This window comes from Mesorhizobium sp. M1396 (genome assembly GCF_040317725.1).
Classification (GTDB): Bacteria; Pseudomonadota; Alphaproteobacteria; order Rhizobiales; family Rhizobiaceae; genus Mesorhizobium.
In genome coordinates this window covers 1-20,377 of sequence record NZ_JAMYLA010000078.1, presented here as the reverse complement: position 1 = coordinate 20,377, position 20,377 = coordinate 1, and the positions used below count along the sequence as shown (strand labels likewise).

At 59.4% G+C, this 20,377-nt stretch carries 13 protein-coding genes and 9 pseudogenes; 9 read left to right on the top strand and 13 right to left on the bottom strand.

Annotated elements, in window-relative coordinates:
- Positions 1–393, bottom strand: a 393-nt coding sequence (locus tag NKH02_RS31660) for a GMC family oxidoreductase N-terminal domain-containing protein (RefSeq protein WP_502913884.1), incomplete at its 3' end; no start/stop codon positions are given.
- 177 nt (positions 394–570) lie between these two features.
- Between NKH02_RS31660 and NKH02_RS34620 the strand changes: the two genes are divergently transcribed.
- Entirely contained in the window at positions 571–702 is a 132-nt protein-coding gene (locus NKH02_RS34620; protein ID WP_502913883.1) for a transposase, read from the top strand.
- Positions 703–817: 115 nt separating this feature from the next.
- Here the strand turns inward: NKH02_RS34620 and NKH02_RS31650 are convergent, their stop codons facing one another.
- Positions 818–1,558 carry a class I SAM-dependent methyltransferase gene (locus NKH02_RS31650; RefSeq protein ID WP_352883612.1) on the bottom strand — a complete coding sequence of 247 codons (741 nt, stop codon included), beginning with the start codon at positions 1,556–1,558 and terminating at the stop codon, positions 818–820.
- Positions 1,559–2,653: 1,095 nt separating this feature from the next.
- Positions 2,654–2,779: pseudogene (locus NKH02_RS31645) on the bottom strand (IS256 family transposase); the annotation flags it as partial.
- Positions 2,780–3,027: 248 nt separating this feature from the next.
- Here NKH02_RS31645 and NKH02_RS31640 point away from each other — a divergent pair.
- The gene (locus tag NKH02_RS31640; protein ID WP_352883610.1) at positions 3,028–3,213 is read left to right on the top strand and encodes a hypothetical protein; all 186 of its coding nucleotides are present in this window, start codon (positions 3,028–3,030) and stop codon (positions 3,211–3,213) included.
- Positions 3,162–3,803 carry a recombinase family protein gene (locus tag NKH02_RS34615; RefSeq protein WP_502913881.1) on the top strand — a complete coding sequence of 214 codons (642 nt, stop codon included), beginning with the start codon at positions 3,162–3,164 and terminating at the stop codon, positions 3,801–3,803. The genes NKH02_RS31640 and NKH02_RS34615 overlap by 52 nt, the downstream gene beginning before the upstream one ends.
- Before the next feature lie 256 nt (positions 3,804–4,059).
- Here the strand turns inward: NKH02_RS34615 and NKH02_RS31625 are convergent.
- Positions 4,060–5,073: pseudogene (locus NKH02_RS31625) on the bottom strand (IS110 family RNA-guided transposase); the annotation flags it as partial.
- Between the two features lie 204 nt (positions 5,074–5,277).
- Here NKH02_RS31625 and NKH02_RS31620 point away from each other — a divergent pair.
- Positions 5,278–5,871, top strand: a pseudogene (locus NKH02_RS31620) (IS256 family transposase); the annotation flags it as partial.
- A 342-nt stretch (positions 5,872–6,213) separates the two neighbouring features.
- Here the strand turns inward: NKH02_RS31620 and NKH02_RS31615 are convergent.
- Complete coding sequence (locus NKH02_RS31615; protein WP_352883607.1) at positions 6,214–7,383, bottom strand: M24 family metallopeptidase; 1,170 nt, start codon at positions 7,381–7,383, stop codon at positions 6,214–6,216.
- A 69-nt stretch (positions 7,384–7,452) separates the two neighbouring features.
- Complete coding sequence (locus tag NKH02_RS31610) at positions 7,453–7,812, bottom strand: M14 family metallopeptidase (RefSeq protein WP_352883605.1); 360 nt, start codon at positions 7,810–7,812, stop codon at positions 7,453–7,455.
- Positions 7,813–8,057: 245 nt separating this feature from the next.
- Between NKH02_RS31610 and NKH02_RS31605 the strand changes: the two are divergent.
- A pseudogene (locus tag NKH02_RS31605) lies at positions 8,058–8,256 on the top strand (transposase); the annotation flags it as partial.
- On the opposite strand, the gene NKH02_RS31600 reads toward NKH02_RS31605, so the two are convergent.
- Complete coding sequence (locus NKH02_RS31600; RefSeq protein WP_502913882.1) at positions 8,226–8,663, bottom strand: M14 family metallopeptidase; 438 nt, start codon at positions 8,661–8,663, stop codon at positions 8,226–8,228. The pseudogene NKH02_RS31605 and the gene NKH02_RS31600 sit on opposite strands and share 31 nt — an antisense overlap.
- A 224-nt stretch (positions 8,664–8,887) precedes the next feature.
- Here NKH02_RS31600 and NKH02_RS31595 point away from each other — a divergent pair, with 224 nt between their 5' ends.
- The 3 genes and pseudogenes from NKH02_RS31595 to NKH02_RS31585 form a co-directional block, all read left to right on the top strand.
- Positions 8,888–10,138 carry an ATP-grasp domain-containing protein gene (locus NKH02_RS31595; protein WP_352883603.1) on the top strand — a complete coding sequence of 417 codons (1,251 nt, stop codon included), beginning with the start codon at positions 8,888–8,890 and terminating at the stop codon, positions 10,136–10,138.
- A 49-nt stretch (positions 10,139–10,187) separates the two neighbouring features.
- A pseudogene (locus tag NKH02_RS31590) lies at positions 10,188–11,296 on the top strand (IS3 family transposase).
- 574 nt (positions 11,297–11,870) lie between these two features.
- Positions 11,871–12,192: pseudogene (locus NKH02_RS31585) on the top strand (transposase); the annotation flags it as partial.
- Here the strand turns inward: NKH02_RS31585 and NKH02_RS31580 are convergent.
- From NKH02_RS31580 to NKH02_RS31570, 3 genes and pseudogenes are all read right to left on the bottom strand, one after another.
- Positions 12,129–13,150: pseudogene (locus NKH02_RS31580) on the bottom strand (IS3 family transposase); the annotation flags it as partial. The pseudogenes NKH02_RS31585 and NKH02_RS31580 overlap by 64 nt on opposite strands.
- Before the next feature lie 852 nt (positions 13,151–14,002).
- Positions 14,003–14,356: a transposase gene (locus NKH02_RS31575; RefSeq protein WP_352883600.1), complete on the bottom strand. Its 354-nt coding sequence runs from the start codon at positions 14,354–14,356 to the stop codon at positions 14,003–14,005.
- 8 nt (positions 14,357–14,364) lie between these two features.
- Positions 14,365–14,754: a transposase gene (locus NKH02_RS31570; protein ID WP_352883598.1), complete on the bottom strand. Its 390-nt coding sequence runs from the start codon at positions 14,752–14,754 to the stop codon at positions 14,365–14,367.
- Between the two features lie 265 nt (positions 14,755–15,019).
- Between NKH02_RS31570 and NKH02_RS31565 the strand changes: the two genes are divergently transcribed.
- Positions 15,020–15,865, top strand: coding sequence for a LuxR family transcriptional regulator (locus NKH02_RS31565; RefSeq protein WP_352883596.1), 846 nt, complete (start codon positions 15,020–15,022; stop codon positions 15,863–15,865).
- 768 nt (positions 15,866–16,633) lie between these two features.
- On the opposite strand, the pseudogene NKH02_RS31560 reads toward NKH02_RS31565, so the two are convergent.
- From NKH02_RS31560 to NKH02_RS31550, 3 genes and pseudogenes are all read right to left on the bottom strand, one after another.
- A pseudogene (locus NKH02_RS31560) lies at positions 16,634–17,455 on the bottom strand (IS1380 family transposase); the annotation flags it as partial.
- A gap of 81 nt (positions 17,456–17,536) precedes the next feature.
- Positions 17,537–18,598, bottom strand: a complete 1,062-nt coding sequence (locus tag NKH02_RS31555; protein WP_352883594.1) for a reverse transcriptase domain-containing protein — start codon at positions 18,596–18,598, stop codon at positions 17,537–17,539.
- Between the two features lie 1,039 nt (positions 18,599–19,637).
- Positions 19,638–20,198 (bottom strand): annotated as a pseudogene (locus NKH02_RS31550) (transposase); the annotation flags it as partial.
- Positions 20,199–20,377: the final 179 nt, after the last annotated feature.

The following is a 20,377-nucleotide window of genomic DNA, read 5'->3' as shown; positions in this document are numbered from 1 at the left end:
CAAATCGCATTCGAGGCGACGGAAGTAGGGTAGAACCTCCTCCCAACCCCAGCCCGTTGCACCGCTTGAGGCCCACTCATCGTAGTCTTCGGGGGCACCGCGGTTGGCCACTTGGCCATTAATACTGGAGCCGCCGCCGATGACCCGGGCCTGCTCGTAATGAGTGGGCTTGCGGCCATCCCGCACCGTGGTCACCTCGAGTGACGGCCATTGATAATCAGGATTGAGATAAGCACGCGTGGGACTGCCATCGAGGATGTCGTCAGGGATAGCGTTCGGAGGGGTATCGGGACCTGCCTCGATGAGGAGCACGCGATTTCCATTGGCGGAAAGCCTGCTCGCCATGACGCATCCAGAGGAACCGCCGCCGACGACAATGTAGTCAAAAACCAATGCCAAACCTCTCTCCATCCGTATGTCCCGGCTGGGTAGTGTTTGCCGACACCGCGGCCATGCAGCTTCACCTCGAAGAGATCAGCCGCTATGTGGCGCGCGGCACGCACGCCGTGCTGCTACTCGGCCGGGCAGGCTGGCACACGACAGCCAAGCTGAAGGTGCCGAAAAACATCGCTGCTGCTGCCGTCGCGAGCCCCGGACCTCAACCCAGTCGAGAATGTCTGGCAATATCTGCGCGCCAATTGGCTCTCGAACCGCGTCTTGGACGATCACGACGCCATCATCGACACCGTCTGCGAGGCTTGACAGAAGCTCATCGCCAACCCGAAACAATCACATCAAACGGAATGCGAGAGTGGGCTCACGTCAGTCGAGCTTCATGACCCTTGGTATAATGATTTTTTCCGCGGAGTATCGCGGACTACCGACTGCTTCGGCGGTAGACCGAGATATGACGCTTGGATCCTTCGATGAACGCGCCTCTCGCCCAATCGCCCCACCGCTCCGCTAGCTCAAGCCCCACGCATTCGGCCATGGTATCGAGTTCTTGATGATAAACGTAACGAATGCGTTGCGGTAACCGTCTGACCGATGTACCAGAAAACCAGAGGAGGGTTGAAACCAAGCTCTGGTTCAATGGATCGTGGACAGCCACATCGAGGATCGTATTCTCATGATCCACTAGCCGCACCCCTGTAGTTTTCTGGCCGCGGGCGAAAGCATCCAAGGTTGGTACACCCAATTCTATCACCAAAATCCCCTTATCATCTAGTGCCTCCGCGGCAGATCGGAGACAAGCTATTTGCGCTTCGCGCGTGAAGAGCAGCGTGAACGTGCTATAAACGCAATACACCACGTCGTAGCGTTGCTCAGATCTGAAATTGGCAATATCTCCTTGCCAAGCCTTGATTAGATCGGTGCGCTTGGCGAGAAGTTTCAACATGCTGCAGGAATTGTCGATACCTTCGACCTTGACGCCGCGCTCGCTCAACGGCACTGCCACGCGCCCGTCGCCTATCCCCAGCTCGAGAGCGCTGCCCCCGCTGCAATATCGCTCAAAAAAGGCGACAGTCTCATCTACTTCAGCAACTTTGCCTTGTATGGCGGTGTATTCTTCATAGATCGGGGCGTAAATCTCGCCATAAGTGAACTCATCAGACATATTCAATTTTCCTAACGTTGGTGCATTAATCTACTTGACTGTACTTCACCCTATTAATCAAATTTGTATTGCCAACTGCTGAATACATCTGATGTCAGCCGACCTGCGAAGCGTGTCCCGTGCAAGCACAGGAGCTTCGAAACGATGTCGATCGCTTGCGAACTTGCGCCCACGGTCGCCAACGGAGCAGCCATAGAACTGATCGCGCACTCCGGCCGCTTAGTAGAGGAGATTCCAGCGGGCCGATAATGTCTCCTGCATGAGCCCGTGCCATCGCGAGCAAGTGGCCTACTCTCAAGCGTAATCGTCGGTGCGAACATCGAACGGCTCCGTTCCTGGGTCGACGTCGCAGTTCAAAGAGCAAGAGCTGTGCCGACCGAAAAAACGGTTTCAGTCCAATACCTCTGCTTCTCGCATCCGATTCTGCTGTTTGCTAAGTCGCAACTTTGTCGGATTTCCGACTATTTGTCCCAGCCGCGCGAACATGAGTTTTGGCGCTTCAGGCTGGGCATCTCGACTATGTCGTTATGGCAGAGCGGGAAAACGTGCCAACACCTGCAAAGCCTAATCAGGGACGGCCCTGTCGGCACATTAGAGATTGGCGCCTCATCGTGCAGCCAGGGCAGGTCCAGCATAAGGTCGACCCACGTTCACTTCATCAGGAGCTGGTAGCCCGGGCGTGTCGCATTGGTCAGGCGCGATGGTCGCGACTACATTGAAGCCCGATTGAACTGAACCGCGGGATGGCGGGCAAGGCTATTAGGATTTGGGCTCGACGGTGTGTTCGAGGCGCGGGGACTGGGTTTGCCAGTTGGTCCGGCACGCGCCAGGAGTGGAGTTGGGAGAAGCTCTTGGGCGCATCCGCCTCGAGCACCGCTGAAGTCTTCGTCCTCAATCACGCATTCATCGGGAACGCTGAGCCTGCGCGCGGGCGGTAAGCAATCCGCTTCTCGCCAATCTTCCTGCACTACATCCTTGATCACTGGGCCCACCAATGGCGTCGTCGTCGCTGAGCCAAGAGAAGAACCCGCTGCGGACCATGTAGCGATCGAGCGATCGCGGATGGCGGAACGTCTCGATGCGCGCCATGGCCGGCCCCGTGGCGGCCCCAACCTCCAGCTCCATCAGACGCTCGGTGGCAAAGCCGATCATCTCGCGCAAGGTATCGGCGTCGGGGATCTTCTCCACGAGCGTGCGCAGGTTCATCATGTGGTCGGTCATCGGTGGTGCCTTCGAATCACCTTCGTGTCAGCAACCCGACCTTACCGGGGAACATCGATGACCGCCGCTATGGCGCTCACTCGCTTCTGCGCTGTCGAGGGCGCGCTCGCGAGCGGCTTCGTCACCGCCGAGCTACACCTATAAGTTTGACCGTCTCTGCGCCGTCAAGCTGGAGCAGGTTTATGGGATTGGTGCCGGAGCGGGTCCGTGTCGTCGGTGTTGGACCGCGCCTAAAAGGGAGGGGAGCGATGAAGATCGCCGCGATCTATCCCCGGGTGTCCTCCGACCAACAGAAGGAGGACAACACGATCGGCAGTCAGACGGCGGCGCTGGTCGACGTGCCAGTCTGCTGCGGCCGGGCCTGGAGCGGCTGCGGGATCTTGTGGCCGAAGGCCAGATCCATACCGTCCTCGTCCATTCGCCGGATCGGCTGAGCCGGAAGTATGCCTATCAGGTTCTCTTGACCGAAGAGTTCGCCCGCCACGGCGTCGAGTGGGGCATGTTGCGCAATCCCGCGTATAAGGGCACCGCCTCTGTCAACAAAACAAAGGTCGGGCCACGGCAAAAGGTAACGAAGCCCGTCCGACTGTCGGGTCGGGCAGGTCATGGCGAAAAGACCAGTGCGCACGAGCGGCCGCGCGAGGAATGGATTGGAGTGCCAGTCCCGGCAATCGTCAGCGAAGAGAACTTCGCTTTGGCCACCGAGCGCCTGGCCGACAAGAAGCGGTTCGTACCGCGCCGCACCATCGAGCCCAGCATCGTGCAGGGTTTTCCGATGCACTCGACCTCCGGCGCATGCCGGCTCCTGATCTTGCGCTTGCGGCCGCGCTGGCGTGGCCGCTGCTCCAGCATCGCCGATGCCCGGCAGAGCGGCCATTTGAAGATGGCCTCCAACGCCGCGTCGCTGCGATCTGGCGGGAGATGGCACGAATGGTCCGGCCGAGATAGATCTTGCGCTTGCGCAGCGCCTTGTGGCCCGCTTGAATTTGTGTGGATGCAAGCCGTTTTGCAAGGAAGATTTTAACCTTTGAACGCGTGATCGAGTGCGGACTTGTGTCAGGCCTCTCGGGTGCGACCATTCGCATGCCGCGGGCTGGTATGGTGATGCGCGGATCAGGTCCAAATCTGCTTGGCGAGCTCATGAGGCTCTCGTTCAAACACTGGTTTTCCTGACCCCGATCTGATCGATCATTCGCCCATGCGGTTCTTGCCTTCCTCACATCCCGACGAACCGGCTTCAGGTGTGCTGCTGAATGATCATGCCCGCACCATCGCCGGATCCGGTAGTCCTCCTGTTTCGTCAGCATAGCCCAGATGCCGCGCGCCATCTTGTTGGCCAGCGCGATCGCCACCAGCATGCGCGGCTTCTTCGCTATCATGCGGGCAAGCCAGGAACCCTCTGGTACACGCTTGCGGGATGCCAGTTGCACCACGGCCATGGCGCCGACGATGAGCAGACGTCGAATGTCGCACTGACCCATCTTCGAGGTCTTGCCTAGTCGTTGATTGCCGCCGGTCGACTTCTGCAGCGGGACCAGCCCGAGCCAGGCGGCAAAGTCGCGCCCGCACTTGAACGTCTCCATCGGCGGCGCAAAGGTTTCGATGGCAAGGGCGGCGATCGGGCCGACACCGGGCATGGTCTGCAAGCGTTGCGATGTTTCACCTTTCCTGGACAGCACGTCGATCGTCTTCTTCAGTGCGTCGAGCCGGCCAGTCTGCTGGTCGATCTGATCCAACAGATCGCCGCAGATCTCGCGGACCAGATCCGGCAGTTCCGTGTTCTCGTCCTCAATGACCTCTGCCAGACGCCTCAGGTGGCCGATTCCTTGCGGAGCAACATGGCCGAACTCGTAAAGGTGCGCGCGCAAGGCGTTGACCAACTCGGTGCGCTGATTGACCCGCTGTTCGCGGGTGCGAAACACAATCGCCCGGGACTGCTGCTCCTCGCTCTTGGTCTCGACGAAGCGCATCGTTGGCCGCTGCGCCGCCTCGACGATCGCCTCCGCATCCGCTGCGTCGTTCTTCTGCCACTTGATGAACGCCTTGACATAGCCAGGGGCAATCAGTTTCGGCTGATGGCCGAGCCGGGCCATCTCGCGAGACCAGTAGTGGGAACTGCCGCACGCCTCCATCGCCACGATACATGTCGGATGACCCGCCATGAACCTGCAAAACTGCAGGCGCGACTGCTTCTTGCGGAACACAACCGATCCATCAGCTGCCGCCCCGTGCAGCTGAAAGGCGTTCTTTGCCAGATCGACCCCGATGAAACGCTGGTGCTTGACCAGCGCCATCTTGCCAACCCGCATACAGGTCTGGCGCAAATCCACACCCACCTGCTTGGCCAGCCGCGCCAGCCGCTCGCGCGCCCGATGAATGAGCTTGGCGTAGGTCGGGAACATCACGTTCTTCGGCTGCACGGTCGTGTCCACGATCATCCGGCGCGTATCGGCCGGCTTCATCGCCCCGCTCTTGACCGCCACCGCGAGGCTTTCCTGCGGCAGAGCCATTCGAGCTGGCGCGAGTTCGTGACGGGGCTCAAGCAGCGCGGGCTCGCCGACGTCGAATTCGTCGTCTCCGACGACCATCCGGGGCTCAGGGCGGCAATCCGGGAAGTGCTGCCCGAGGCGGTCTGGCAGCGCTGTTACGTGCACTTCCTCAGAAACGCGCTCGACTACGTGCCGCGCAAGGTCGACGACGATTGCCTGATGGAGCTCAGATGGTTCTACGACCGGCGCGACCTTGCAGAGGTCAAGCGCGACCTGGCGCAGTGGATCGCCAAATGGCAGGCCAAATACCCGAAGCTGGTCAACTGGGTGGAGGACAACATCGAGGAAACGCTGAGCTTCTATCGGCTGCCGCTTGCCCACCATAAGCACATGAAGTCGACGAACATGCTGGAGCGGCTGAACCAGGAGATCAAGCGGCGCACCCTGGTCGTTCGCATCTTCCCCAACCCGCAGAGCTGTCTGCGGCTGGTTCGGGCGCTGGCGGTGGAGATCCATGAGAACTGGCTCGAGGCGACCCGCTACCTCAACATGGATCATCTGCGCGAGCACAAGAAGGAGAGCCTGAGGGCATTGGCCGCCTGAGCACCGCGGTGTGTCCGCCGCTCCGCTAAACACGGGAGCTGCGCGGCGGACACGCCGAAGTCACAGCTACTGCCACCCCGCTTTTGCAGAACTTGACGCACACAACTTGGCAATCTGTCCTGGCCCGCCACGCGACGTCCCTGAAGAGCTGGAAGTTTGAGTCGCCAGCAGTCGGCGATCGCGCACGGGCGAGTGCGTCATGGGTCCTATGGAAACTTCCAACGATGGAATGTCGCATTGGCCGACGCGCACCCGGAGGGGCGTTCGCGTCGTCCGCCTGCTCGGTCTGCCGGGGCATCGTGGCGCAGCGGCCGGATGCTGGGAGGGATGCCGTTGGCGGGCTCAGCTCAACATGAAAAGTTGCCGCGGCGCCTTTGTCAGAACCTCGACGCCGGATTCGGTGACGCGAATGCTCTCGCTAAGGACATAGCCGAAGTCTTCCTCAACCCAGGAACCGAGATGCAAGTGGAACGTCATGTTCGGCTCGAGAACTGTCTTATCCCCCAGCTTGAGGCTGGTCGTCTTTTCCATCCAGTTGATACCTATGGAATATCCGGCGCGCGACCGTTTCTTGAATCCGTGCTTTTCGGTTGTGCTGTGAATCACTTTGGCCACTTCGCCGCTGACGGCGCCGGCATAGATTGCGTTCAGCCCCGCCTCGAGGCCAGCAAGTTGCGCTTCGTGGATGCGCTGCAAGCGGTCAGACGGTTTGCCTAGGACAAAGGTACGGCAGATCGGAACGTGGTAGTCATGCCGTACGCCGGCAATCTCGAGATTGACCTGTGAACCTTTCCGGAGGCTGTCTTCGCTCCATGTGGTATGGGGATTTCCAATCCGGGACGTTGCGCAGAAAAAAGGTGTGGCGATCCAAGTTCCTGGTTTGCCGTTTGCTCCGCGGGCGAGTGCCCCGACAATTTCGGCGATGGCATCTGCTTCCCTCATGCCGGGGCGCATAACCTCCGCGGCCCTAAGCACACCCGCGTCTGAAATCGCCGCGGCTTCGCGCAGGACGGCAATTTCGAGGTCGGACTTGCGTGTGCGGATGCGGGTAACCTCATTCGAGAAGTCGATGATGCGCGCCTGCGGCAAGCGGCGCTTAAACTTCTCCGCCGAATCCACTGCCAGGTTGCAAAACTCGAATCCAATGCCGCCCTGCCCGAGGCCGTGGTCCAGCAGGACATCGATCACCGCGTCGTAACCGTTCCTGTCGGCATCGCCCATCAACTCCTCCGAGTAGCCGATGATGCTGTCGCGTTCCAGGAAGGTCTCCTGCACGGCCGCGGCAACGTCCATCCAACGCAGGATGAAAATCGGCTCATCCCGCGAAGCCAGGACGACGACACCTCGAGTGTCATAAGAGTGGGCGACAGACCCCGTGAGGTAAGTGATATGCGCGTTGTCTGTGATGACGACGGCGAGGATATCCCCCTCAACCATCTTCGCCTTCACCGCGCTGAGCCTACGCATGTATTCCGAACGCGGGAAGACCTGTGGACCTTTGATTACTTTCATAAATAACTCCCTCAGTAATTGCTCAGAGCAGGTCCAGCCGGGGCTCATCCACCTGCAGCCGCTTGCCGATTATCGCACATAGTGATGCTCAAATCCCGGCGTTGGAAGATTACAGCGACAGAATCCTGTGAGGGCGGGGACAGGTCGGGGCTTTCGGGCCGAGGTTGCCCGTGCAGGCGTGCTCTGACGACTCAGCCATTCCTTAGCGAGCGCCGTCTCAGGCCGCTCGCAGCCGCAACCCGTAAAACGGCGATGTGCCTCTCGCGAGCCGACCACGAGCAGCGCCGGTGGGAAAGCCCACATCGGTCCGAAGCTGTGGAGATCGAACCCTATGTCGGCCATAGGCAACAATACGCGGGAAACCGAATCAGCGATTCGTTGCGTAACACAGCCGTCGGCGCGACCCGGAAAAACTCGATTGAGATTCAACCCGTCGATCGGCGTATTGCTGCTCCAAGCTTGAAGGGGCGGGTGGATTCAGGTCGGGGACGATGATGACCCTTCCACAATATGCGCATCGGGCAGCCATTCGATAAGCCGTCGGGCGACAATTGGTCCTTCCAGTTCGTTGCCGTGACAACCACCGGTAATAAGGAGTGCGGTCCAGCCCCTTTGTTGAGGCTGAAGACCGGAATCGAAAGAGCTTCTCGATCCGCGCCTCCCGGGACAACAAGATGGCCTGTGCTGACGCGCAATTTGCGAAGCTGAAGCCGCACCTGCCCACCGACACGCGCGGCCAACCGCGGGTGGACCCGCCGCGTCATCAGCGGCATCATCCATGTCATCAAGAGCGGCGGTCGTTGGGTCGATGCGCCAGCAGCGGATGGGCCGAGAAAGACACTTTACAACCGCTTCCAGCGCTGGGCGGCCAATTGGGCCGAGATATCGAACATTCTAGGCGCATCCTGGTATTCCCACACCAATGGCATAGGGAATTTGATTGTGCCTGCCATTCTGATCGTCTTGGCCATGAGATCGGCATCAGCAATGGGATGCGTCGTAGCCGCCGGCGGAATATCCAACGTTGGTCCGAAGCTGTGCAGATCGAACACGGTGTCCGCCATTGGCAACAAAAGGCGTGAAACCGCATCCGCCATGCGTTCGGTTACGGACCCGACGGCGCGGCCCGGAAATACCCGATTGAGATTCAATCCGTCGATCGGCGTGTTACAGGTCCATGCCTGCACAGCCAGTGGATTGAGCACTGGAACGATGATCACCCTTCCACAAGTTTGCGCTTCAGGCAGCCACTCAATAAGCCGTCGGGCGATAATTGGCACCTCCAATTCTTTGGCATGACATCGCCAGTTTTCCTCGCTGCCTGACAAGATTTGCCAACCTTCATTCTTGCTTTGCAACAGAACCTTCAGATAAATTTACAGAACTTTTGCGATTGCAAAGCGCAGACAATGGTATCCGTCAGCGCAACATCTGACGTCTGGCACCGATAAAGAAAGCTGCTGCCGGGTCGGGACACAGTACGCAACGTCGGGAGTAACAGCCAATGACAAAAAGAGCACTCATCCTGCTTGAGGGCCATCCAATGGGTAATGGTGTGCTATACGTCCAGGCGGCCCGACGCCTTGGCCTCACTCCAATTACCCTGTCAGGTGATCCAGCTCGCTACGACTATCTTGCGGCGGAAGGAATTGAGGCAATCCGTGTCGATACAGACAATCTCGATGCGCTGATCGGCGAATGTTCCCGGCTGCGTGCCACGTATGACATTGGTGGCATTACTGGCTTTGCGTTCTACGATGAGTCGGTCTCTGCGACAGTTGGCAAGCTCTGCCGGCACTTCCGTCTACCGGGACCGAACCCCGTATCCATTGAACGATGCTGCGATAAATTCACTCAACGCGAGCTCCTTGCGGAGGCCGGCGTTCTAGTACCTGCTTATCGCTTGGCCGCGAATGCAACAGAAGTAGAAAGCTCTGCTGCGGAGATCGGCCTGCCGGTGATTCTCAAGCCAGCCGTAGGCAATGGCAGCAGCGGCGTCCGATTGTGCCGCAACGCCGATGAGATATCCGAACACACGACCTATCTGTTGGGCGGGAAGCACATTTGGCGATCTTCGCCGAGGATACTGATCGAAGAATTCGCAGAAGGCCCCTCTTATACCGTCGTGATAATGGGAAATGAGGTTGTTGCGATCGCAGCCGCTGACTTCGACCCCCCGCCACATTTCGTCTTTCGTGGGTCAACCTTTCCGGCGCCGCTGCGGGATGACGAGCATAAACATATCGCCGATGTTTCGCTGAGCTGTTTGCGAGCTCTTGGTCTTGGCTGGGGGCCAACGGCCATTGAACTCCATTGGACGAAGCGTGGCCCAGTCGTCATTGAAGTCAATCCGCGTCTGTCTGGCGCGCCCGATCCTCAACTGGTCCAACTGGCTTACGGTATTGACCTCATCACCGAGCACATCAAACTTGTTATCGGCGAGGAATGGGATTTGCGCAGAAGGCATTCGCAGACTGCGGCTGCGCGATTCGTGATTCCTGATCGCGATGGCACCCTCGATTGGATCGGCGGCGACAGTCAGGCTGCTGCTGTACCAGGTGTCGTCGAGGCCAAATTGTTTGTTGAATCTAAGGCGCCGATCGTCAGGAAAGGCAATTATAGAGACTGCCTTGGACGTATCGTGGCCGTTTCACCCAGCCTTGCTCAGACCGAGGCGATACTTCAGCGTGCCGTCGACTTAATCGATTGGTCGATCACACCATTTCCGCCTCTTGGCGATGACGTGCTCCCCTGAAATGTCCTCGGTTTGAGGTTAGCCTGTTCCTCGGATGAGGAGACAGGCAATGAAGCGATCGAGATTTTCTGACGAACAGATCATCGGCATTTTGAAGGAACACCGGGCTGGGCTCTCGGCGACGGAACTGTGCCGCGAATACGGTGTGAGCGACGCGACCTTCTATAAGTGGCGCTCGAAGTATGGCGGCATGGATGTCGGAGGCGAAGCGGCTGAAGAGCCTTGAGGAGGAGAACGGCAAGCTGAAGCGTCTGCTGGCCGATGCCATGCTCGACGTCTCGACCTTGCGCGAGATGCTCGGAAAAAACTTCTGACGCCCGGGTCGAGGAGGGCTGCCGTGACTTGGGCGATCGAGCACATGGGCTATTCGCAGCGTCGCGCCTGCGGGCTCGTCGGCATGGAGCCGCGGGTCTACCGCTACCGTCCGTCCCGAACGGATGATGCCGGTTTGCGCAAGCGGCTGCGGGATCTGGCCGCCGAACGCCGGCGCTTCGGCTACCGTCGGCTGCACCTTCTCCTGAAGCGCGAAGGCGTGGCGGTGAACTGGAAGAAGCTCTATCGCCTTTATCGCGAGGAGCGGCTGACGGTGCGCAAGCGCGGTGGTCGCAAGCGGGCCTTGGGCACCAGGGCGCCGATGGCGGTTACCGCAGGACGCCAACCAGCGCTGGAGCCTCGACTTCGTCTCCGACACGCTGACCGATGGTCGCCGCTTCCGGATACTATGCGTCATCGACGACTTCAGCCGGGAGTGTCTGGCCACGGTCGTCGACAACTCGCTCGGGTGAGCGTGTCGCCCGCGAACTCGACATCATCGCCGAGCATCGCGGCTACCCCTGCATGATCGTGTCGGATAACGGCACCGAGCTGACCTCAAACGCCATTTTGGCTTGGCAGGAGGATCGGCATGTCGAATGGCACTACATCGCACCGGGCAAGCCGATGCAGAATGGCTTCGGGGAAAGCTTCAATGGTCGGCTACGCGATGAGTGCCTCAACGAACGGCTCTTCACCAGCTATCGGCACGCCCGCAACAGCATCGAAGAATGGAGGATCGACTACAATGTGAATCGCCCACACACGAGCCTCTATGGGCTCACCCCGCTTGAATATGCAACCCGATCCGTCAAGGATCACAACATGAACAGGGCTAACTTATAAACGGGGATATTCAGGGGAGCACGTCAGCGAATAAGAACAACCCGAGGCTCTTACCTGGCCGCACCAGCGCGGTGACGTCAGGTAAGAGGTGGTATCACCGAACATTGGGTGCGAATACGAGATACGAAGATGACAGAGACGTATGTTGACGATCTCCGACGCACAGTGAATCAGGCCGGGAACGTCGGTGCCGAATATGCTCCGATCGTAACCATGTCAGCCCCTGATCTCGAGCTTCCGAACGATGTCGGGGAGGTCCTCTCCGATTTGCTTTCTGCTACGCTTTAAGGTTCACAAGCTTCAAGTGTAGTCTGCTCCAAACTCACCCCACGTCATTCACGCGAGCTCGGCATTGACCCCAATCTTCTGCTGCGCCGCCGCCAGTGGCTGCGAGGCTACACATCTCGCAAGCCGGACAGGGTTTCCGCTAGGCTGCATTCAGCACTCGACTATCTCACCCCCCGGAGGAATTCAAAAAGGCTTTCTCGACACCGTCGGAATGCCGGATTTTGAGCTCACGGGCATTGACGTGCTTCCTGATTTCGGGCCGTTCTGAGTTGGAATTTCCACTTATATCCCGGTTTCGGGAGAAGGAGGATTCCGTGAAGACGTCGAAGTTTCGGAGACTCAGATCGCCTTCATTCTGCGGCAGGAAGGAACGCCCGTAGCGGAGGTGTGCCGCAGGCCGGCATTTCTGTGCCACGTTCTACAACTGGAAGAAGCGCTATGGCAGTCTGACGCCGTCGGAGGTCAAGCGCATGCGCCAGCTCGAAGACGAGAACAACCGGCTGAAGAAGATCGTCGCCGATCTGACGCTTGACAAGGCCATGCTTCAGGATACGTCCGCCGAAGCTATGAGGCCTGCCCGTTGCCGGCGGCTTGTGGATGAAGTCCGCAATTTGCCCTGATGGGCGGTGGAAGTGACGGGCGCTGGCGTGGAGCGTTTCGCATTGCGCAGCGCGAGCGACTGTCCCGGATTGAAGGTCTGTGCAAACTCGTTCGGCGTCTGCCACGATCTACGAATGAGGCCGCGCGCTGTTGTAGTCGGCGTGCCCAGGGCCAGGGACGCGCGGATCTGCGCGAGGTGAACAGCGTCTCGTTCAACAGTTCGTCGTGGAGGCGGCCGTTGAAGCTCTCGATGAAGGCATTCTGCATCGGCTTGCCAGGCGCGAAGTAGTGCCATTCGACATGGACCTGGTTGGCCCATGCCAGGATGGCGCTCGAGGTGAACTCGCTGCCATAGCACCTACGGAATGGAACGGAGTAAGGCCTTAGAGACAGCGGTGAGCCGATCCAGCTCGCGCGCAATTCGTGCGCCCGAGAGCGACGTGTCGGCCACCAGAGCCATGCATTCCCGCGTGCAGTCGTCGACGACGGTGAGGATGCGCAAGCGGCGCCCGTCGGTGAGTTGGTCGGAGACGAAGTCGAGCGACCACCGCTCGTCGGGACGCAGCGGCACCAGCATCGGCGCCCTGGTTCCGATCGCCCGCTTGCGCCCGCCACGGCGGCGAACGGTCGGCTTCTCCTCGCCATAGAGCCGAAAGAGCTTCTTGTGCCTCACAACGCGTCCCTCGCGCCTCAGCATCACGAGCAGACGCCGGCATCCGAACCGGCGACGCTCCTGCGCGATCGCCTTCATCCGTGCGCGAAGCTCGCGGTCGTCGGGCCTGCTGGTCTCGTAGCGAACCGTCATGCGGCACAGCCCATGGCTTTACACGCCCGCCGTTCGCTCATCCGAAGGCTTCCTTCAGGCGAGCGACAGCTTTCCGATTGGCTGCGGGCGTCACCATTTCCCACGAGATCCTTCAGCGCGGCGTTGTCGAGCATGGCGTCGGCAAGAAGCCGCTTCAGGCGCGGCGGAGCCGCCCAGGCGCCCGTGAGGGCCAGCCAAGTCCGCCTTGCCTCCGCCACATAAAATTCAGATGGAGTTCAGCAGCTGCAGAACAGCGTCGTTTGGTCGGAAACGCACGCCGAGATCGCCGATGCTACCGACGTCAAGGCAAACGATCTTCAGTTGGAGCGGTTGCACCGCCCAAGCCGTGACCATCAGACCGGCCTTAGCCGAGAAGTCCATATCGCCGCACGTCTTCCGGCACTATCTCCCCGCCCGACAATGTCGGTAACTAGAGTTCTGCCCACGATTCCAAGGGTTTATGCGATAACATGTAGAGATAGTTTGTAGCGCCTTCCGGCAATCCAGCTTGGAAAGGGAGCAAACATGAAGTACTTCATCAATGATGATTTGGCGTTGTTGCGGCCACCAGAGGGGCGGTGACCTTCAGATTCTTTATAAGCGAACGCTTGTTATTTTGACGAATGAATCCAGTCACTTTATCAAGCTTTAAATAGTCGAAAGCAAATTGTACTATTGCTCTTCCAGCCTCGACCGTGATCCCTTCCCGGAGGCCGTAAGGTGGAACAGGTTACGATTTCCACGTTATTCGGATCTTCTGGCTGACACAGGTCGCTGCACATCAACCCACAATAACCAGCGAATTTTCTGGCTTGGCTTTCATCTTTGACGAACACCATCCATAAGCCGAAACGATGGTGCTGCCAATGATTGATGAACTCAGGCAGTGCAGCTTTCGACTGCTCTATCGTCGGATAGACTCCATCTCTGATGGCGTTTACCACGAACGGATCGCTATGAAGTCCATGCAGAAGAAGCCCGTCGCTACGCGACGGCGGCCTTAGGGTCCGGACTCATAACCAGAAGCTGACGGTCGCGGCGATGCAGACTGTGGCGAGGAAATTGGTTTCGAGGCGGTCGTATCTCGTTGCGATCCGGCGGAAATCCTTGAGGCGGCAGAACATGCGCTCGATTGCGTTCCGGTCGCGGTAGAGGAAGGGTGAGCAGCAGTTTTCCAGATGCGATTGGCCTTGGGCGGGATGTTGGCGAAGCTGCCCGTTCACTGATCTGGCGGCGGATGGTGTTGCTATCGTAGCCCTTGTCGGCATTGACGAGACCGGTTTCTGGCATCTGTCCGAGAAGTACCTCGCCCGCCTGCAGTCCGCGACCTGGCCGCCGGTGAGCATAAAGGCGACGGGCTGCCACAAGCCGTCGGTCAGAGCGTGGATCTTGGTGGTGCGTCCGCCGCGTGATCGGCCGATGGCCTGATTGTGCTCCCCCCTTTACCCCCGGCCGCGCAACGATGCGCCCGCACGGCCGAGGAATCGATGAGAAGCTGGGCCGGCGGTCCATCCGCGCCGGCAAGTGCATGGAAGATATCGCTCCATACGTCCTTGGCCGCCCAGCGCTGGAAGCGGTTGTAGAGTGTCTTTCTCGGGCCATACGCTGCTGGCGCATCGACCCAACGACCGCCGCTCTTGACATGGATGATGCCGCTGATGACGCGGCGGTCGTCCACCCGCGGTTGGCCGCGCGTGTCGGTGGGCAGGTGCGGCTTCAGCTTCGCAAATTGCGCGTCCGTCAGCCAGAAATAGTCGCGATTCATCAATGACCTCCATCTGGAGACCGTATCATCCTCGGATGGAGGATGAAAGCATATCACAATATTGACTCTGTTTAGCTATGTTGCGCTCGTGTAACGCTAGCATAACATAACTTCAAAATTAAAATAACTACGCCGATTGCATTGGGTGTTAGAGCTTTGACGATGCTGGCCTGCTGAGGACGGCGCGCGAAGCTCTAGCCTTACAGCCGGCAGCTTTGGTGCACCAGTGACAACACCCAGCGCAAATGGCTACGGAGCAGAGACCATGGAACGCCCGCGGATGACTGCTGTCTCTCAACTTCGAGGTCTCTCAACCAGAGTGTCCGGCCAGTTTTCTTTGGTCCCGGCGATGCATTTCCCTGAGGCTGCCAGGGAGGCGTTTGCGCTCGAGTTTGGCCGATTTCTCGACCAAACCGATGGTGTTGCAAAATCCGAGCATTTGTTCGACCTGTTATCTGATTTTGCCCTGAATTTTGATTGTCCATGGATCGCGTATGGCTCTCTTGCACCAGACCAAAAAGGCTTAAAGCCGGTCCGAGGCGATCCGGCGGTCATGCTGAATTATCCTCATGAATGGCAGGAGCGCTATTTCGAAATGGGTTATGACAGGATAGACCCCACCATCAATAGGAGTCGGAGGCGAGCAGAAGCCTTTCGGTGGAGCGAGGTATACAACGACGAAAGCACGACTGAAGACGAACGGCGCGTTTTCGACGAGGCGGCGACGTTCGGCTTAAGATCGGGCATTAGCGTTCCATTGCACGGTCCCGACGGCCGCTTTGCGATCATGAACTTTGCTCAAGCCTGGGACGGTGAACTCCAAAATAGAGCAATCACCTACTTGCAGCTCGCGGCGTTACATTTCCATCTGAGAGTCGGTAAGTTCCCTAATTTAAGCGGCATCGAGGAGACACCTAATCTTTCTCCAAGAGAAAAAGAGTGCATCCTATGGACGGCGAAAGGGAAATCGTCGTGGGAAATAGGTAAGATTGTAGGAATATCTATAAATACTGTTAACTTCCACATAAAAAACGTAATGCGAAAAATGGATGCGACCAGCAGAACAACCGCGGCTATAAAAGCGCTAAAACTCGGAATTATTGAATTGTAAAATTCGATTCTAAAATTTCGCGCAAAGCACCGACAAACCTAAGTCAACAGTTGATCTGTTTAACGAAGAACGGCATTATTACAAGTCGACTGTCTTGAAGCCGCGGAGGCAGTGCCCGAATAGGTCGACTTGCCGTCGGTTAGACTCACAGGTGTTCGGGATCGCGTTCTTCTGCCCTGTCACAAATTTCTGTCACCGGCGTACCGTCTTTACCCTGCTTGACAAGGATGCGGACAGATAATTGGCGATCCTGTCTGAGACCGGTAGCACCTGGAGCGCCAAGAGCTTCATGATAATGTCGGTTCGGATCAGCCCGAGGGCCGTGACTGAAAGGGGCCCCATTGCGGCGGATGTGACACCTTCACTGTCAGCGGAGGTCGATCGGTCGCCGTGACATCCAACGTCAGGTCCACCAGAGAACTAGATCCGGCCGGGCGAATCCGAAGAAGCTGTTCAGCACCAGGCGACGCTTTCCGTTGCCTGATTGACCGGTGACTCCATGAACGAAACCGCCATCGATCAGGGCCATGTCCCCGGCGTTGAGCTGGAATTCCCGACAAGGAACGTCTTCAAGATAGGCTGCCGAGTAGGGATATCCTGTGGTCTCCACACCTAGCCCGGATATCTCACACGGTCTTTCGGCGCGAGGCTGGCGGCAGCGATTTTGCGGGCGCTTGAGCTGCGGGCAAGGGATGTCCGCCGCTTGGAGCGGTTGGTGTGGTTCGGCGCTGTTTCCTTGCTGTTGACGGGAAGGGTGGATGGGGCCGCTCAGGCGGCGGCTGCCAAGAGCCGGGCATAGGTCAGGGCCCATTCGCGCTGGAAGGGACAGGCGGAGTTCATGGCCAGCTTGATGCGGCGTACCGAGACGCTGACCAGGGCGCCAATCTTGAACAGCTTGAGACGGATGGTGGCGCAGCTTGCCCTGGCGAGCCGTGTGTCCACCAGGCCGATGCGGCGCAACGCGCAGATCAGCACATAGGCCATCGGGGCGAACCAGAGCCTGAGCTGGTTGGCGCGCAGGGTGGCGGCAGAGGTGCGGTCGGCGAACAGGTCGAGCTGGCATTCCTTGATGCGGTTCTCCATCTCGCCGCGGGCGCAGTAGAGGTCCTCGTAGAGGCATTGCGCCGGCCAAGCCTCGGCGTCGAGGGAGGTGACGACGAAGCGCGGGTTGGCCTCCCCTTGCGTCCACTCGGCCTTGGCCACGACCCGGCGCCGGCAGCTCCAGCTCTTGCGCGTGGTCCATATGAAGTCCTTGAAGCGGCGGGCGGGCCGGCTGGTGAGGGCACTTTCTGCCTTGGCCGCTTCCAGTTCAGCCGCGATGTGGCGGACCAGCCGAACATTGCGGGCCAGACCCAACAGGTAGTCGACGGCGTTGGCCTCGCACCAGGCCATCAGCTCCTGGCGGGCGAAGCCGGAATCGGCGCGCAGCACGATGCGGACCTTGGGCCAACGCTCACGCAGCTGGCGCACGATGCGCTCGATCTCCTGGACCGCGCCGGCGGCCGCGTCGATGTTGGCGGGCCGCAGCTTGGCGCACAAAAGGTGATCGCCGCAGAAGATGTAGAGCGGCAGGTAGCAGTAGTTGCCATGTAGAGTAGGCGACGAGCGCCAAACCGCCTTTCAGCGGCCGGTTTCTCGTCGCCCCTCCCCGAACCGGACGTGCGCCTTTCGTTACGCATCCGGCTCTCCAGAAGACATGGCAAAATCAGGCTTTCCCATCCATGCGAGGCGGTATCGGCAGACCGGGGTCCACGCGAGCAGATACTGCTCGACCGAACCTTCCCGCCAGACCCGCCATGTCGGGCGCACGCGACTGGGCAAAAACGCATCCCGCATGTCGCGCAGTCCCGCCTTCGGGCGTTTCATCCGCAGCCAACGCCACATACGATCCCGGACGTACCAGTCGAGACTGGTGAACGCCCGGCCCGCATAGGCGCAGTAGCGGTAGTAATTCGCCCATCCGCGCAGGATGGGATTGAGTTCCCGGAGCTTTGTGCCAAGACTGACTATCACCGAGTTGCGCTTGGTGAGTTGCTTGACCTTGCGACGCAGATCGACGGCTTTCGCTTTGGGGATTTCTACGCGCGGGCCGTAGCCGTAGCGCTTGTCCCATCGCATGGCGACATGGAATCCGAGGAACTCGAATCCATCCGTCATGGCCGTGACCCTTGTCTTTTCGGGTGACAATTCGAGGCCCGTGGTCGCCCGCAGATACTCGGCCAGCGCGGCTTTTTCCGCGATGGCATCCTTCTGCGTACCGGAGACCAGAACCACGAAGTCGTCCGCATAGCGGATCGGCAGGAACACGCAGCGACCAGCGTCACGGTCCCGGCTTCGCGCTTTGCGTGCCGCGATCACCCCGAGTTCAGGGTTATCGGGCCGGGCCTTGGCGCGTTGATATGTCCACCTTTCATAGCGCTCCTCGATCGCACTGAGTGCGATGTTGGCGAGCAACGGTGAGACAATCCCGCCTTGAGGGGTTCCGTTGTCCGTACGGAGGAACTGATCTTCCGCCAGAACGCCGGCTTTGAGGAACTGCCCCACCAACCGCGTCACCCGCCGGTCGGCGACACGTGCGCGCAGCCGGTTCATCAGGTGATGATGGTTGATGTTGTCGAAGCAGCCCTTGATGTCCCCTTCGATGACCCAGTTGTACGGCATGCCCTCCCGGCGACCGTCCTTGCCGATCTTTTGCGGCAAGAGGGCACGCCGGATATGCTCCAAGGCGAACATGCCAGAACTGCGCCTCGAAGATTGGCTCCAGAAGCGTTTTGACCGCACACTGTATGACGCGGTCCTTGACTGTCGGAATGCCCAGAGGTCGGAATTGCCCCGGTTTACCGGCCTTGGGGATGAGCTTGCGCCGCGACGGACTGGGCCGATACGCGCCGGAGCGCAGTTCGGCCTGTAGCCGTTCGAGGAAGCGTTGCTCCTTGCCCTTCTTCCGGATGCTATCCGCAGTCACCCCATCGATTCCAGCGGCGCGTGCACCTCGGTTCGAGGCGACATGCCGCCATGCGTGACGAAGCATGCGGGTGTCGGTAAGCCATCCCCACATGTCCCGCCAAGCATCGTCGGGATATGCCTGACTCCACTGATAGAGTTTGCGTTGAACGCCGAGTATCCAAGCATCGTCGGCTTGACGATCCGTGTCCCAGATCGTTCCTCCGTCTCGCGTGTCTATCGTCTTCCTGCTTCCCTTCGCCGTGTGCGTGGCTTTCCCACGCCCGGACTACTACGGAAGCTCCGCCCTCGGTGTCGTCCTTCTCCGGCCGCTGCGGCTAGCCCAGTTCCGTGCTGGGCGGACGGTCCGAGTTCCCGCGTTCCGATCTTCAACCTTCGTGTCGTTAGGTGGTGGGCTATACTCGTGGCGATGCGGGAGATGGGCCAAGGAGAAGGCGTCCCATCTTGAGCACGCTATGCGCGCCCGGCAGTGGAGAGCTACTAGCCCACCGCCTCGGATCGCTTGACCTCCGCCGCCATCACGGCCTGAGAGGCAGTCTTCCATGATACACGGGCTTCAAGCACCCACTTCGTTACCTCACCATGAACACTGTGGTAGCCCGGCGTACAGTTGATGGTCCGTACCCGGTTCAGTTAAGGCCGATCTGCTGATGACACCCCACCGGCAGCACCCGGTCGAGCTTCTCGGCCCCCTTCCGCCTGCTGTTCTCCCAGCAAGGGGGCGGCATTGCAGCCGCCGGTCAAAGATCAGCAAGTTTGGGAGATGAGTTCTAAATCATGTTCACCTCCCGCGCCGTCGCGGCGCACAGTAGCCGTGGAAGAACCGCCCCTCCTGGTTGCCGTGCAGGGGATCGTCCGTGGCATCCAGATCCAGCACGATCTCTTCGGGCGGGGCGGCGTGCGAACCCATGAACAGCTCGACGAACAGCGCCTCGATCGCCGCCGGATCGTGGCTGATCTTGTGATAGCGCGAAGGCTGCGACCGGCTCAGCTCCAGCCGGTTGAGCGTCGACTTGCCGGCAACGGCCGCGCATTTCTTGTGACGGCGCGCCTTGAGCTTGCCGGCCAGCACCGCCAGCACCGGATCATGGCGCAATTCGTCATGGTCGTTCAGGTCTTCATAGCCAAGCGCCAGCGCGAAGACGCGCTGACCGACCAGCGTCTTCACCTCATGCTCGATCAGTGCCGGACGGCGGGCATCCACGAAGCAGCGGGCAAAGCGGCCGACCAGCCCGATCGCCCGGTCCGTCAGCCCCAGCAGAAGCGCGCCGGCATCGGAAGTGATCGTTCCACCGTCAAAACCGACCACGACGGCGCGCCTTTCAACAGGTGCAAAATCAAACCGTTCCGGTGTACACTCTGTTTGCATCGGGGAATACCTCTGCTCAAGGTAAGTCTTTGTCGCAGAAGCATTTTCCTTGATTCGGAGCCCCGATGCACTTCAACTGTGTGAGATATCCGGGCTAGCGACTTTCGGTCGGAGACTGTCGGCTTGTGATACCAGAGCCGCAGATTGCCACCCTCCCGAGCCATGCTGGGATAGAAGTT

Coding starts and splice junctions, on each gene's coding strand:
- NKH02_RS31650 (WP_352883612.1), bottom strand. CDS start 1,558: ATGTCTGATGAGTTCACTTATGGCGAGATTTACGCCCCGATCTATGAA.
- NKH02_RS31640 (WP_352883610.1), top strand. CDS start 3,028: ATGAAGATCGCCGCGATCTATCCCCGGGTGTCCTCCGACCAACAGAAG.
- NKH02_RS31615 (WP_352883607.1), bottom strand. CDS start 7,383: ATGAAAGTAATCAAAGGTCCACAGGTCTTCCCGCGTTCGGAATACATG.
- NKH02_RS31595 (WP_352883603.1), top strand. CDS start 8,888: ATGACAAAAAGAGCACTCATCCTGCTTGAGGGCCATCCAATGGGTAAT.
- NKH02_RS31570 (WP_352883598.1), bottom strand. CDS start 14,754: ATGAATCGCGACTATTTCTGGCTGACGGACGCGCAATTTGCGAAGCTG.
- NKH02_RS31565 (WP_352883596.1), top strand. CDS start 15,020: ATGGAACGCCCGCGGATGACTGCTGTCTCTCAACTTCGAGGTCTCTCA.
- NKH02_RS31555 (WP_352883594.1), bottom strand. CDS start 18,598: ATGTTCGCCTTGGAGCATATCCGGCGTGCCCTCTTGCCGCAAAAGATC.